This window comes from Streptosporangium sp. NPDC000095, assembly GCF_042899335.1.
GTDB lineage: Bacteria > Actinomycetota > Actinomycetes > Streptosporangiales > Streptosporangiaceae > Streptosporangium.
Genome location: NZ_JBIAZS010000015.1, coordinates 114,369 through 128,544, shown reverse-complemented (window position 1 = coordinate 128,544; position 14,176 = coordinate 114,369). Strand labels below are relative to the sequence as shown.

The following is a 14,176-nucleotide window of genomic DNA, read 5'->3' as shown; positions in this document are numbered from 1 at the left end:
GGGTGATCCAACGGCCTCGATCAGGACAGCGGAAGCCGTACGACCGCGCGAAGACCCGGGGAGGCGTCCTCCAGATGGACCGCGCCGCCGTGGGCGTGGACCGTCTCGCGCACGATGGCCAGGCCCAGCCCGGCTCCGCCCTCGTCGCGGCTGCGCGAGCTGTCCAGCCGGGTGAACCGGTCGAACACCCGCTCCCGGTCGGCCTCGGGGATGCCCGGCCCGTCGTCGGTGACGGTCAGCACCGCGTCGACCCCCTCGGTCCGCAGCTCGACCACCACGGGGGCGAAGGTGTGCCGCAGCGCGTTGTCGACCAGGTTGACGAGCACCCGGCCCAGGTCCAGCGCGTCCCCGGTGACCGTGATCGACCTGCTCTCCACCGCGCCGCCGGCGTCGCGGGACCGGTTCTCCGGCGTGCCTGCGCCGCCGCCGGACACGCCGCCGGACACGCCCCCGGTCGCGTCGCCGGTCACGTCGACGACCGCGCCGCCGGCCGGGGCGGGGCCGCTCTCGGGCGCACCGTCCGGGTCGCCGATGATCCTCACCGTGACGGCCTCGCCGTAGCGTTCGACGGTCTGCGGGACGAGCTGGTCCAGCTCCACCGGCTCCCCCCGCGCGGGCGTGCCGCCGCGCTCGTCCAGGCGGGCGAGCGAGAGCAGGTCCTCGGCCAGCCGGGACAGGCGCATGGTGTCCTCGAGCACGCCCTCGGCCGTCTCCCGCCAGTCCTGCCCCTCGGGGTGGCCGAGAGCCACCTCCAACTGGAGCCGAATGCTCGCCAGCGGGCTGCGCAGCTCGTGCGCCGCGTCCGAGACCAGGGCCTGCTGCCGGATGCCCGCCTTCTCCAGCCGGGCCAGCATCGCGTTCAGCGTCGTGGCCAGACTGTGCACCTCGTCGCGCGCCTCGGGTACCGGCAGGCGACGCGAGCGGGCGGTGTCGGTGATCTCGTCCGCACCCCGGCGCAGCGCCGCGATCGGCCTCAGGGTCCCGCCGATGATCACCCAGCTCGCCGCCGCGAGCAGGACCAGCAGCAGTGGCGTGCCGACGATCAGCACGTTCCCCGCCGTGGAGATGCTGGTCTGCACCTCGCTGAAGGAACGCGCCGCGATCACCGTCTGCCCCCGGTCGGCGCTGAGCACCCGGACGCGGAGCAGGTGCGGGATGCCGTACGGTTTGCCGTCCAGGAACCGCGCCTCGCCCTCGCCGATCGCCGCCGCCCGCTGTTCCGCGTCCAGCAGCGGCACCAGCCTGTCGGTGCCGGTGGTCGTGTGGGTGATCCGCCCCGCGCCGTCGATCACCTGCAGGAGAGTGCCGTCCGGCGAGGTCATCTCGTCGGGCAGCCGTCCGGCGTCGGCGAGCGAGACCGTGTCCCTGGCCCGCTGGTAGATCGACTCGTCGATGGTGTCCCGCAGCGCGTTGCCGAGCACGGTGATCATCACGTAGGCCGAGACCACCAGCGCCACCGCCAGCACGGCCGAGGCGACCGCCGTCAGCCGGAAGCGCAGGCTCTTGCGCCGCCACCTGCCGACCGCGCGCCCTCCTCCGTGCGGACCCGTGCCGGTGCGGGAACCCGTGCCCGCCTTGGCGGGTGGGTCCCCGAAATCCCGGTGCGCCGGATCAGCCGCCATCGCCGGCCAGCCGGTATCCCGCTCCCCGTACCGTCTGCAGCGCGTTCCGGGAGAACGGCACGTCGATCTTGCGCCGCAGGTAGCCGACGTAGACCTCCACCACGTTGGGATCGGTGTCGAAGGTGTCCCAGACATGCTCCAGGATCTCCGTCTTGGAGACCACCTCGTCGTGGTGGCGGAGCAGGAACTCCAGCAGCGCGAACTCCCTGGGCGTCAGCTCCACCGGCGTCTCCCCCCTGGTGACGCGCCGCCGAGCCGGGTCGAGCTCCAGGTCTCCGGCCCTCAGCACGGCCGGGCGCCGGCTCGCCCCGCGCCGCAGCAGCGCCCTCAGCCTGGCCACCAGCACCACGTACGAGAACGGCTTGGTCAGGTAGTCGTCGGCGCCGAGGTCGAGCCCGTCGGCCATGTCGTACTCGCCGTCCTTGGCCGACAGCATGAGGATCGGAACCCAGTTCTCCTCGGCCCGCAGCTGCTTGCAGACGTTGTAGCCGGAGATCCTGGGCAGCATGATGTCCAGCACCACCACGTCGTAGTCGCCGTGTCTCGCCTGGTGCAGGCCGTCCTCCCCGTCGTGCGCGAGGTCGACCACGAACCCTTCGGCCTGCAGGCCACGCCGCAGGGCGGCGGCCATCCTCCGCTCGTCCTCGACGACGAGAACCCGCATGACTGCCCCTTTCACCGTCCCGACGTGCCCATCCTCGACCACCCGGCCTGAGAGGCGGCTGAGAAGCCTGTGAGCCCTCTCAGTCTGTCTCAGCTTCGGCACAGGACCCGTCGCGCAGGCTGCTGCTGACAGGGATTGACGGCATACCGTGGAGGAATGAGATGTCTGAGCAAGCGAGACGGGGGCGCGCGGTGAGGTGGGCGGTACCGGTCGCCGCGATCGCGGTGGTCGCCGGAGCCATCGGAGCCGGACCGGTCATCGCCGCCGTCCAGGGGGACCCCGCGCTGCCCGAGCGCACCGCCGAGCAGCTGCTGGCCGACGCCGTCCAGGCGAGCCAGACCGGGCTCAAACCCATGTCGGGCACCGTCGTGCAGACCGCCTCACTCGGGTTGCCGGGGCTGCCCGACGTGGCGGGCATGGGGGGATCCTCGCCCGCGGGCCTGCTCGCGGGCTCGCACGAGCTCAAGGTCTGGTACGGCGGTGAGGACAAGGTCCGCTTCGCCCTCCCGGGGCGGATGAGCGAGACCAACCTGATCGTCAACGGCGACCAGGTGTGGATGTGGCAGAGCGACGCGAACAAGGCCACCCGTATCAAGGTGGGGGAGGCGAAGGACGCCGAGGGACTCGGGCACGGGGGGCCGGCCGACGGCGCCGCACGTAGCGCGCTGCCCACGGCGGCCACACCGCAGCAGTTCGCCCGGCAGCTGCTGGAGAAGGCCGGGGACGACACCGCGATCAGTGTGACCAACACCGAGAAGGTCGCCGACCGCGCGGCCTACCAGCTCGTCCTCGCGCCCAAGGACGCCTCCTCCCTGGTCAAGGAGGTCAAGGTGGCGCTGGACGGGGAGACCTTCGTCCCGCTGCGGATCCAGGTGTACGCCAGGAGCGCGGCCGAGCCCGCCTTCGAGATCGGCTTCACCTCGGTCACCTTCTCCCCGCCCGCCGCGGAGAACTTCACCTTCACCCCGCCCGCGGGCGCCAAGGTCGAGGAGACGTCGCTCGGCGAGCTCGCCGAGGAGCGCGGGCGGCAGGGGGAGAAGCTCAGGGAAGGTGAGGAGATCAGGAACAAGGCCGAGATCGTCGGCGAAGGCTGGACCACGGTCGCGGTGATCCCCGCCTCCGAGATGCGGAAGCTGACCTCGGCACCACGGGACGAGGCCTCACGAGACGCGGCCGGACAGGACGCCGACGCGATCACCGACGCCCTGCTGAAGTCGGCCAAGCCGATCAGCGGCACGTGGGGCAGCGGCAAGGTCGTCCAGACCAAGCTGGTCTCCGCGCTGCTGACCGACGACGGCCGCCTGCTGGTCGGCGCCGTCACCCCGGAGAAGCTGTCCGAGGCGGCCGGTCGGAAGTGAACACGACGCCGGGAGTCAGGTGTCCGCGCCCGGCTCCCGGCGGGCGTCCTCCGATCCCGTGTGCGGGATCGGAGGACGTGAACCGGGGACGCCCTCCGGACCACGCGGGCGTTCGGGAGATCAGGCGGATCCGGCGGCCCGTGAACGTCCGGGGCGTGAGATGAGACGGGGCGGCCGCGCGGCCGTCCCACGACCGACGAGCAGTGGGGGAGAAGTGCCGATCGTCCAGAACGCGAGAAACGGCGGGGACGGTGAGAACCGGAGCGGCGAGACCTCGGAGAGCGGAGCCGGCGAGGTCAGGGACGGCGAGGTGGCCGGGGGTGCCGTGCTGACGGACGAGAGACCGGTGCCGGGTCCCGCCGCCGACGGGGATCTCGCCATTGTCACCAGCGGGCTGACCAAGCGCTTCGGAAGTGGTCAGGTGGCCGTGGACGCCCTCGACCTGGCCGTACCCGGCGGGTCGGTCTTCGGCTTCCTCGGCCCCAACGGCTCGGGAAAGACCACCACGATTCGTATGCTGCTCGGTCTGGTGGCCCCGACGGCGGGGGAGTGGCGGTTGCTCGGCGCGCCGATGCCCTCGGCGGCGGGCGGCGTGCTGCCGAGGGTGGGCGCCCTCGTCGAGGGCCCGGCCTTCTACCCCTACCTGTCGGGCGAGGCCAACCTGCGCCGCTACGACGCCGCCGACCCCTCCGCGGATCCGCGCACGGTCTCGGCCAGGATCGGGTACGCGCTGGAACGGGTGGGCCTCGCCGCCGCGGCGGGCAAGCGCTACCGCGCCTACTCGCTCGGCATGCGCCAGCGGCTGGCCATCGCCGCCGCGCTGCTCGGCCCGAGGGAGTTGCTCATCCTCGACGAGCCGACCAACGGCCTGGACCCGCAGGGCACCCGCGAGGTGCGCGGCCTGGTCAAGGAGATCGCCGCCGAGGGGACGACGGTGTTCGTCTCCTCCCACCTGCTCGCCGAGGTGGAGCAGATGTGCTCCCACATCGCCGTCATGCGAACCGGGCGGCTCGTCGCCCAGGGATCCATCGCCGATCTGCGCGCGCGGGAGACGGTGAGGATCCGGGTGGAGACCCCCGACACCGTCGAGGCGGCGGCCGTGCTGGCGGGGCTCGGCCTGGCGGAGATCCGTCTCGGTGACGGTGAGGTCGGTGCCGCGCTGGGGAGCGGCGCGGCGGAGCGGGTGTGCGCCGCCCTGGTCGCCGACGGTGTCGCCGTCCGCGGCCTCGTCGTCCAGCGACCGAGCCTTGAGGACATGTTCGTGGGCCTGACCGGGGAGGGATTCGATGTCGACGGTTAGCGGTGCCCCTCCGCTCGCGCGGGCGGTGGGCGCCCCTCGGGCATGGCTGCGGCTGCTCGGCTCGGAGATCGGCTTGATCTTCCGGCGGCCGAGGAACATCGCGATGCTCGCCGTGCTCGCCGTGATCCCGGCGCTGATCGGGGCGGCGCTGCGGATGTTCAGCGGGTCCATGGGGGGAGAGGGAGGCGCCGGCGGCGGGTCGGCGATCTTCGAACAGGTCGCGGGGAACGGGCTCTTCCTCACCTTCGCCGCGTTCTCCGTCCTGGTGCAGCTGTTGCTGCCGGTCACCGTCGCGGTCGTCGCCGGTGACTCGATCGCGGGGGAGGCGGGCATCGGCACGCTGCGCTACCTGCTCGCGGCCCCGGCCGGCCGGACCCGCCTGCTGGCCGTCAAGTACGCCGGCGCGGTCGTCTTCTGCCTGGCCGCCGTCGCCGCGGTGGCGCTGTCCGCGCTGCTCGTCGGCCTGCTGCTGTTCCCCGCGGGGCCGATCACGCTGTTGTCGGGAGGGACGATCCCCTTCCTCGACGGCGTGCTGCGAATCGGTGTCGTGGCGCTGTACGTCACCGCGGGCATGGCCGCGCTGGCCGCCGTCGCGCTGGCGCTGTCGACCTTCACCGAGGTGTCCGTCGGCGCCATCGCCTCGACCGTGGTCGTCGTCATCGTGTCCCAGCTGCTGGGGGTCATCCCGCAGCTGTCGGCGATCCAGCCCTACCTGCTCACCCACTGGTGGAGCGGCTTCGACGGTGTCCTGCGAGATCCGGTGGCCACCGGTGAGATGGGGCAGGGGCTGCTGGTCTTCGCCGCCTACGTCGCCGTCTTCGGCTCCGTCGCCTGGGCGCGCTTCACCGGCAAGGACATCACCGCCTGATCCGCCTGATCTCGGACGGCGCCGTCGCCGCCTCCGTGCCGGGGCCCGCGCCGGTCTCCGGGAAAGGTGCGGACAGACGCGGAACGGCCCCGGGAAGCTCCTGGTGGTTTCAAGGGGGCGTCGCGACTCCTCGGATCGAGGAGTCGCGACGACCACGTGAACCCAAGCCTTCCCGGGGCCGTTCCGCGCGCGACCAGAAGACGATCACAAGGCGATCGAAGGATGTTCAGGAGGCGCGCCCGCGGCGCAGGCCGAGGGCACCGACCACGAGCCCGGCGATCCCGAGTACGAGCCCGGCCCCGCCGAGCAGGCGGGCGGTGCCGTCCGAGCTCTCGGCGGAGGCGGCGGGAGCCACGGAGGGTGCCGACGCGGGGGCCGCGGCCGAGGGGGTGGCGGAGGCGACGGCGCCGTGGCCGTCTCCCTCGGCGGAGGCCGGGGTGAGCTTCAGCGTCGGGGCCGGGCGCTCGGGCTCGGAGCCGTCGGCCTTGGGCTCGTCCGCCCACTTCACGACCTCGCCGCCGCTGTAGGTCTGGGTGGTGGGGAAGACGAGCTGGTCGGTGTCGGTGGGCAGGGCTCCCATGGACACCTCGAACTCCTGGAACTGGCCGGGATCGATCTTCCCGCCCGACCAGGTGACCTTCGTGACCGCCTCGGTGAGCTCGCCGTACTCGGTGGTGACCGGTTTGGGGAGCTTGCCCTCGACCACCTTGACCTTCCAGCCGGGCACCGGCTTGACCGAGACGAACGCCAGCGGGTAGTCGGTTGGGAAGGTCACCTCGAGCTTGGTCGTCGAGGCGTCGTCGCGCTCGTTCGGGACCCGGAAGGCGACCTTGGTGAAACCGCCCTGCTGGGCGCTATTGGGATTGATGGTGACGTGCGCGAGGGCGGGAAGGGCGAGGCCGAGGGTGAGCGCGGTGACACCGGCGGTGACGGCGGCGAGTCGACGGCAGGCATGCGTGAGCGACATGGAGGTTCTCCACTTCGAAAATTCGGGGGTTGGGGTTTTCCTTGGTCGAGTCAGGCGGCGGGAAGTGGAGGACCGCGCCGGCTGACGAAGTGACGGAGGACGGCACGCGGGAGAACGGGCGTGACCGAGGCGTACGCGGGACGTGGCGGAGCGGCGACGGCCGCCGGGGGCCGCAGCAGCGGGAACATGGCGCCGAGACGCCGGCCGGCCGAACGGAGCAGCGCCCACAGGGCACTCTCGCCGCGGGCCAGCCACCAGCCGGTGGCGAGGGTCGCGGTGAGGTGCGCGACAAGCATGCCGAGGCTCTCGCCCAACCCTCTGACGTGCGGATGCGGAAGCGAGATCCCGGTGGCGTCACCGAGGGCGAACACCTCGTGCAGTGACAGCTGCAGGGTGGCGAGCCCGGCACCGACCGCCACCGCCGACCGCTCCCGTCCCGCGAGCAGCGTGGCCATCGCGGTGACCGACGCGCCCGCCGCGGCCACCGCCCACGGCCCCGGCACCGAACCGCCCGCGGCCACGTGGCCGAGGACGGCGAGTGCCAGGCAGACGGCCGAGAAGGCGGCCGCGCGCATGAGGCGTAATGGGAGGCGAGCGCGCATGGTGACCCACATATTCTCACGTTCCGGGGCGTCTGCCGTTTTAATGTTTTTGTCGCTATGGTTGCCGCGACCGTGAGAGCTCCTTCGAGCCGAGGTGATGGCGATGCGGCACGTCGCTGGGGTGTTGGTCGGACTGGTCGTGTCGGCCGTTCTCCTCTTCGGTGCGGGCTGGGCCGTGCAGGAGGCGGGGGCGAGTCTGGCGGCTGTTCCCTCGGCGGAGAGCGGTTCGAGGACCTGGATCGCCCTCGGGGTGATGGCCGGGATCGGTCTCCTGGTCGGACTGGTGGTCGCCGGTCGTGTCTCCCCGATGGCGGCCTTCGTCCCGTCGATCGTCCTGCTCGCCTGGACCGTGGTCTACGCCCTGGACGTCAGGCGTGCCATGGGCCTGGTCCCGGACGATCCGACCTTCCACGAGGTGCTCCTGCAGGCCGGTCGCGGCATGGGCCTGTTGCTGACCAGCGGCGTCTACGCACTCCTCGGCATCCTGCTTTTCCTGCCGGTGCTGATGCCCTCCCGCTGGGCACCGCGGTTCCGGGACGACGAGGAGTACGAGGAGGACTATGAAGAAGTCCGATGAGCGTGGCCCTCTGTCACCGCCGGTGGTGCCCGGCCGGGCTGACCGGGTTCTCCGCGCAGCGGCCCTCCGCGCCGTCGTTCTTCTCGCAGGTGCCCTCTTCGCCGGAGTTCTTCTCGCCGGTGGCACTCCTGGCGGGCGGTGGTGGGGCCTTCGACGTGTCGTCGAACGTGGCCTGCGGGCCGTTCCCGCGAGGCCGCGCGTCCGACAGCGGTAGCCGCAGGACGAACCTCGCCCCTCGCGGCGAGTCCTCGATCAGCAGGGTTCCCCGATGGGCGTGGGCGATGTCGCGGGAGATGGCGAGGCCGAGCCCGCTGCCGCCGGAGTCGCGCAGACGCCCGTCGTCCAGGCGGGTGAAGCGTTCGAAGACGCGCTCGCGATCGGCGGGCGCGATGCCGGCGCCGTCGTCGACCACGGCCACGGCGGCCTCGCCGTCCTCGACGCCGACGAAGACCTCGACGCGGCTGTCGGCGTGCCGTCGCGCGTTGCTCAGAAGGTTGCCCACCACCCGGATCAGCTGGATCCGGGAGCCGCGGACCCATACCCCGTCGGCGGCCTGGACCCGTATCCGCATCCCGGTGCCCTGGGCCGCCTCCTCCTTCACGAGGGCGCCGAGATCGACCGGCTCCTGCGGCGCGGGGTCGGCGGCGCGCAACCTGGCCAGCTGCAGCAGGTCGTTCACGATCGCCTCCAGCCGGGCGCTGGTCGTGAGCGCGCTCCGGATGGTGTCGCGAGGATCGGTGTCGTCGGGATAGAGCAGTGCCTCCTCCAGTTGCACGCGCAGCCCGGTGATCGGGGTCCTGAGCTCGTGTGAGGCGGTGGAGGCGAAACGGCGCTGCTGTTCCACGGCCTCCTCCAGCCGCGCCAGGGTCTGGTTGGCGGTGCGGGCGAGCAGCGCGATCTCGTCCTCGCCCGGCGGGACGGGCACCCGCAGGCTCAGGTCGCTCGCCGTGATCTCGGACATTCGCCCGCGTATCGCCGCGACAGGCCGTAGCGTCCGCCCCACGACACACCAGGTCATCCAGGACGCCAGGGCGAGGAGAACGAGGAGACCCGCGCTGATGAAGTACTCCAGGTGGTTCTTGTGCAGGATCGCCGGCTCCCTGAGGCCCGCGTAGACGACGGGTGAGTCGGCCGCGGCGGAGACCCGGATTGCCATGACCATGAGGGGGCCCTCGGTCAGCTGCTGGAACCGGTCGTCGGACGGAGGGCGGAAGGAGCTCATCGGCGCCATGCCCATCGCTCCCGTGCTGGAGTTGACGACCACGCCGTTGGCGTTCACCACCTGGACGAGATCGACCGGAGCCGAGACGGGAATCGGATCGGGAAGGGTGCCGAGCCTCGCCATCGCGCTCCACTGGCTCGCGACCTGCTCGGCGTTGCCGAAGGCGTCGTCCTGGAGCCGGTAGCGGATCGCCATGTCGATGCTCGCCCCCACCACGGCGAGGATGACGAGGAGCACCATCGTCGTGATGATCGTGTATCGCGCCTGGATCGAGCGCAGTCGTGATCCCTCCGCGTTTTTCACGACGACGCCGGCGTGGAGAGGCTGCCCAGCAGGTCCAGGGCGTGCGCGGACGGGCTTCCGGGTTCGGCCTGGAAGACGATCAGCTTCTGACCGAGGGAGCCGCCGATGGTGAACAACTCGTACGCGAGCGTCAGGTTACCGACGTCAGGGTGGCGGAGGCGTCTGGTCGCGAGGCTCTCGGTGGACACGTCGTGGCGCGCCCACAGGCTGCGGAAGTCCGCGCTCTTGAACGAGAGCTCGTCGATCAGTTCGGTCAGATACGGATCGTCGAGGCCGGCGCCCGCGACGGCGCGCAGCTGGGCCACCTTGGAGCGGGCGGACTCCTCCCAGTCCCGGTAGAACAGGTGGGAAAAGGGGTTCAGGAAGATCAACCGGAGTAGGTTGTCCCTGTGCTCCAGCCGGTCGTAGAGGGCGTCGCCCATCTGGTTGGCGGCCAGCACGTCCATCCGGCGGCTGGTCACGATCGCCGGGGTACGGGGCCAGCTTCGTATCAGCCGCAGCAGCTCCGGTCTGACCTGGTCCGGCAGCCCCGCGTTCTCCAGCCGTCGCGGCCGGGGGTGCGCCAGCTCGTGCAGGTGCGCCGTGGCGTCGGGACCGAGGTCGAGGACCCGGGCGAGAGCGTGGAGCACTCGATCGGAGGGGTGACGCTCCCTTCCCTGCTCCAGGCGGATGTAGTAGTCGGTGCTGACCCCGGCCAGCATCGCCACCTCTTCCCGGCGCAGCCCCGGGGTCCGCCGATACCCCGACTGGGGGAGCCCTACCTGGTCGGGGACGATGAGTTCGCGCCGGGCGCGCAGGAACTCACCCAGGAGCTTGTCGCTGTCCATGGCATTTACGGTATGTCAGAAACCCTTTGACAAGGTGGCAGTATCACTCCCACGAAAGCTTCCCTCGCCTTGGGGAATCCCTGCTCAGAGCCGCTTTTGGTAGATCGTTCACGATGGCCGTCCACCCTCGGGCCGATGATCGGCCGACCGTTTCGTCGACCTCCGCCTGAGAGGTTTGTGGCTACGCGCAAGGGATTTCGGCGCAAAGGAGGGCGGTGGGTGTCGCCGGAAAGCCGGGTCCACACATGGGGGGACCGTTCCGGTCAAGAGTGCTTCAAGTGCTCACCAGGAGCTGTCTCGCGACCCGCGATGATCATTGTTGTGTGACAAACATCACATTTAACTCGGCGGGACTTCGTAGTATGCATCTCGGTCGCCAAGCTTCGCTGTCCTGGTCGACATCGAGGTGGTCGGGAAGTCGGCGTCCGGAGGGTTTCGCCGGCCGCGTCCAGGTCGTTCGCGGTCTCGTCGAACGCCGGTGTGGCGGGGGTCGCCGTCCCCGCCTCGGTGGCGCCGTGAGGCGAAGGGGGGCGGAGGTCGACCGGCGAGCCGATTCGGGGTGGGGTCGCAGGCGTGATTACGGTCGGTGTTCGGATGTGACGCCAGGGTGACGTGTACTTGCGTGATACGTAGTTGTAATCTTCTCGATATGTTCAATCGCCGATAGAAGCCCATTCTGGGGGGAATGTCCTTTTTTGGAGGTCCCCCATGCACGATGAGATCGATATGGACGTCAGTCCGGCCTATCCCTTCAGTTGGCAGGCCGCAGCCCTCAACGTGATCATGCGTGGCACCTTCAAGCCCATCTCCGACCTGCTGCTGAGGAACGACGTCGGCTTCGCCGCGGCCTCCCGCATCGTCGCGCTGGCGGGCAGGGTGCCGTTCCGCCTGCCCGTCCACGTCACCGTCACCCCCGACGAGGCGGGACCGTGCCCGGGGGAGTGGGTACGCGCCGGGGAGGAACTCGACGAGGACAAGGTCCTGCTCTACTTCCACGGCGGAGGCTACTTCGCCTGCTCCCCGGTGACCCACCGGCCGATCACCTGGCGCCTGGCGGCCGCGACCCGGCGCCCCGTACTGGCGGTCGACTACCGCCAGGGGCCCGTCCACCGGCCGGCCGAGGCCCTTGAGGACGCGATCGCCGCCTACCAGTGTCTCCTGGAGAACGGGTACGACCCCGCCGACGTCGTCTTCAGCGGGGATTCCGCCGGAGGCCACCTCACCCTCGCCACGCTCCTGGCGCTCCGAGACCGGGAGATGCCGCTGCCGTCCGCCGCCGTGTGCCTCTCCCCGTGGGCGGATCTCACCGGCGCGCCCCGCAGGGTCAACCGGCTGCTCGACCCGATGATCCCGGCCGGTCGCGTCGACTGGCTCGCCCGCCGCTGGACCGCGGGCCTCGACCCCCACGACCCCCTGCTCTCCCCGGTCCTCGGCGACTACACCGGCCTGCCCCCGCTGATGGTCGTCACCGGCTCCACCGAGGTTCTGCGCGACGAGGGCCGCCGCGTGGCCGAGCGGGCCCGCACCGCGGGGGTGCCGGTCACGTACGAGGAGTGGCCCCGCATGCCGCACGTCTTCCCCATCCTCGCCGACGTCGTCCCCGAGGCCCGCGAGGTGTATCCGCACATCGCCCGCTTCCTCGACGCGGCCCAGGACCTCCCGCCCGTCCATGACGGCTCGAAGCGGAGGCGCGCGATGCCGGACCTCACCGCGTCGGACCTCACCGCGTCGGATCTCTCCGTACCGGGCCTTCTCCCGTCGGGGCTTTCCGTTCCCGACCTTTCCGCGCCGGATCTCACTCCCGAGGACACCGCTCCGGCGCTCCGCAAGCGAGCAGTGCCTCCGGGGCCTCCGGGGCGCCCCGGACGCCCCGGACGCTCCGGATCCGCCGCCGCCTGAGACGCGGCGCCCGCGACAGGCCGCAGGCCTTCCGCGCTGGTCACACCGTTCCACCACGTCCCAAGGGCATCCCGCACACCACGGATTTCTTACCCTGAGGGATCATTCGCCTTACCTCTCATACCCCTTCTGGCCGGTCGGGGGCGAAGGACGCTCGAATCCCGCCACAGTGTGCTTGCCGGTAGCCCGCGCACGAGAGGCTCAACGAGGATGGCACGTGGGGGAGCAGGTCCTGGAAACGGCATGCCGACCGGTGTGCGGCCGCTGACCGTCGGAGACCCGATCGGCATCGGCCGCTACCTTCTGCTCGGCCGCCTCGGGGTGGGTGGGATGGGCATCGTCTATCTGGCCGAGCATCCGCAGGGTGGGGTGGTGGCGCTCAAGACGCCGCATCCGGTGCATCTCAACGATGCCACGCTCCGCGCCCGTTTCGCGGAAGAAGTGCGATTCTCCCGAAGAGTGGTGCCTTTCTGTACCGCCGCGGTGATCGAGGACGGCATCGACGGGAACCGTCCCTACCTGGTGTCGGAGTACGTTCCCGGCCCCGCGCTCTCCCAGGTGGTCTCCGCGTACGGCCCCCTCACCCCCGATCTGGCGTACGGTGTCGCCCTGGGGGTGGCCGCCGCGCTGGTGGCGGTGCACGAGGCGGGGCTGGTCCACCGCGACCTCAAGCCCGGCAACGTGCTGCTGTCGGACACCGGTCCCCGGGTGATCGACTTCGGTATCGCGAGGGACGTCGACGTGCTCGCCGCGCACACGCAGGCCGGGCAGGTCATGGGCAGCCCAGGCTGGGTCGCCCCCGAACGGCTCACCGGAGGGCTCGCGATGCCCGCCTCCGACGTCTTCGCCTGGGGCTGCCTGATCGCCTACGCCGCCGGCGGCCACCACCCCTTCGGCGCGGGGGAGGCGGACACGCTGACCCGGCGCATCCTGGTCGAGCCGCCGAGGGTGGCCTCGGTTCCCGCCCTGCTGCGCCCGGCCGTCGAGGCGTCCCTGGCCAAGAACCCCGCGGAACGACCCGGTGCGGCCGACCTGCTCGGAGCGCTGCTCGCCGCGGGCGGCGTGGGCGATCCCTGGGACCTGCGCGAGGCGGTCGCGGAGGTGCTGGCGGAGATCTGGACACCGGTGCCCCGCACCCCGGGAGCCGGGATGGTGCGGCTTGAGGCCCCGCCATCACCGCCATCACTGCCATCACCGCAGTCGCCGTCGTCGCGTCTGTCGCACGCGTTCGCCCGGTCCTCCCCGCCCGTCCGTACGCATGACGAGCCCTCGATCCCGGTGGAGATCTCCGGCAAGAGGGCCCGCAGGGCCGCGCGCAAGGGTGCGCACCTGTCGCAGGCCGGCTTCGCGGCGCTCGCCACGGTCTCCATGGCGGCGGTCACCGTGGCCGCGGCGACCGGTGGCGGCGGTTCCGGTTCGGACGGCGGCTTCGATGTCCCCGAGTCGGTGCCGCTGGTTCTCCCCGCCGAGGGCACTCCCACGGCTTCCATCTTCCACGCCGCCACCCGTCCGCCCCCCGGCACGCCGCGGGACCGGACGCCGACCACTCCCTCCACTGTGGAGATCACCACCACCAGGACCGTCTCACCGCCCACCACGAGCTACGACGGCAGCGACGGACGGCGGGAACCGGCGCCCGAACGCCCGCGCGGCCCCGGTGGCTCCGGCGACTCGCCCGACGACGGCGACGACCCGCGCGACTGCGCGGACACGACCGCCAGGGGCAAGGGCAGGGCGAGGGACTGCCCGACGGCCTCGGACGATCCCAGGCCCTCGGGCGGCACCAAGCCCTCCTTCACCCAGATCCCGCAGACGGGCGACGGTGAGAGCCCGATCCCGACCCCCACCGTCCCCGCCCCCTCGGGGACGACCATCACCCCGCACCCCACCCCGGGCCCGTCCATACAGATGGGCTGAGACCCGCTTTGCGGGCGATGGACGGGAAGGTATCGGTGCATCGGTTAAAG

Annotated in this window: 12 protein-coding genes; 6 read left to right on the top strand and 6 right to left on the bottom strand. The window is 71.4% G+C overall.

Annotation, left to right across the window (positions count from 1 at the left end):
* Nucleotides 1–20 precede the first annotated feature (20 nt).
* The gene (locus tag ACFY3V_RS29465) at nucleotides 21–1,622 is read right to left on the bottom strand and encodes a sensor histidine kinase (protein WP_389778051.1); all 1,602 of its coding nucleotides are present in this window, start codon (nucleotides 1,620–1,622) and stop codon (nucleotides 21–23) included.
* Nucleotides 1,612–2,286, bottom strand: coding sequence for a response regulator transcription factor (locus ACFY3V_RS29460; RefSeq protein WP_350949200.1), 675 nt, complete (start codon nucleotides 2,284–2,286; stop codon nucleotides 1,612–1,614). Before ACFY3V_RS29460 ends, ACFY3V_RS29465 begins: the two co-directional genes overlap by 11 nt.
* A 161-nt stretch (nucleotides 2,287–2,447) precedes the next feature.
* Here ACFY3V_RS29460 and ACFY3V_RS29455 point away from each other — a divergent pair, with 161 nt between their 5' ends.
* The 3 genes from ACFY3V_RS29455 to ACFY3V_RS29445 all read left to right on the top strand — a co-directional run bounded on the left by ACFY3V_RS29455 (nucleotide 2,448) and on the right by ACFY3V_RS29445 (nucleotide 5,812).
* Nucleotides 2,448–3,644, top strand: a complete 1,197-nt coding sequence (locus ACFY3V_RS29455) for a DUF2092 domain-containing protein (protein ID WP_362903055.1) — start codon at nucleotides 2,448–2,450, stop codon at nucleotides 3,642–3,644.
* 214 nt (nucleotides 3,645–3,858) lie between these two features.
* Entirely contained in the window at nucleotides 3,859–4,944 is a 1,086-nt protein-coding gene (locus ACFY3V_RS29450) for an ATP-binding cassette domain-containing protein (RefSeq protein WP_389778048.1), read from the top strand.
* Nucleotides 4,931–5,812, top strand: a complete 882-nt coding sequence (locus tag ACFY3V_RS29445) for an ABC transporter permease (protein WP_350949197.1) — start codon at nucleotides 4,931–4,933, stop codon at nucleotides 5,810–5,812. The genes ACFY3V_RS29450 and ACFY3V_RS29445 overlap by 14 nt, the downstream gene beginning before the upstream one ends.
* A 226-nt stretch (nucleotides 5,813–6,038) precedes the next feature.
* Here ACFY3V_RS29445 and ACFY3V_RS29440 read toward each other — a convergent pair whose 3' ends face one another.
* Together ACFY3V_RS29440 and ACFY3V_RS29435 are read right to left on the bottom strand one after the other, a co-directional pair.
* A complete protein-coding gene (locus ACFY3V_RS29440) occupies nucleotides 6,039–6,779 on the bottom strand; it encodes a YcnI family protein (protein ID WP_389778046.1) in 741 nt (246 codons plus the stop codon).
* 50 nt (nucleotides 6,780–6,829) lie between these two features.
* The gene (locus ACFY3V_RS29435) at nucleotides 6,830–7,381 is read right to left on the bottom strand and encodes an MFS transporter (protein WP_389778044.1); all 552 of its coding nucleotides are present in this window, start codon (nucleotides 7,379–7,381) and stop codon (nucleotides 6,830–6,832) included.
* A 103-nt stretch (nucleotides 7,382–7,484) separates the two neighbouring features.
* On the opposite strand from ACFY3V_RS29435, the gene ACFY3V_RS29430 reads away from it, so the two are divergent.
* Nucleotides 7,485–7,958: a hypothetical protein gene (locus ACFY3V_RS29430; RefSeq protein ID WP_350949110.1), complete on the top strand. Its 474-nt coding sequence runs from the start codon at nucleotides 7,485–7,487 to the stop codon at nucleotides 7,956–7,958.
* A gap of 13 nt (nucleotides 7,959–7,971) precedes the next feature.
* Here the strand turns inward: ACFY3V_RS29430 and ACFY3V_RS29425 are convergent, their stop codons facing one another.
* Complete coding sequence (locus tag ACFY3V_RS29425; RefSeq protein ID WP_362903064.1) at nucleotides 7,972–9,420, bottom strand: HAMP domain-containing sensor histidine kinase; 1,449 nt, start codon at nucleotides 9,418–9,420, stop codon at nucleotides 7,972–7,974.
* 59 nt (nucleotides 9,421–9,479) lie between these two features.
* Nucleotides 9,480–10,310 (bottom strand): helix-turn-helix transcriptional regulator, encoded by an 831-nt coding sequence (locus tag ACFY3V_RS29420; protein ID WP_389778041.1) that lies wholly within the window; start codon nucleotides 10,308–10,310, stop codon nucleotides 9,480–9,482.
* 726 nt (nucleotides 10,311–11,036) lie between these two features.
* Between ACFY3V_RS29420 and ACFY3V_RS29415 the strand changes: the two genes are divergently transcribed.
* Nucleotides 11,037–12,209: an alpha/beta hydrolase gene (locus ACFY3V_RS29415; protein WP_389778039.1), complete on the top strand. Its 1,173-nt coding sequence runs from the start codon at nucleotides 11,037–11,039 to the stop codon at nucleotides 12,207–12,209.
* Nucleotides 12,210–12,452: 243 nt separating this feature from the next.
* Complete coding sequence (locus tag ACFY3V_RS29410) at nucleotides 12,453–14,126, top strand: protein kinase (RefSeq protein ID WP_389778037.1); 1,674 nt, start codon at nucleotides 12,453–12,455, stop codon at nucleotides 14,124–14,126.
* Nucleotides 14,127–14,176 lie beyond the last annotated feature (50 nt).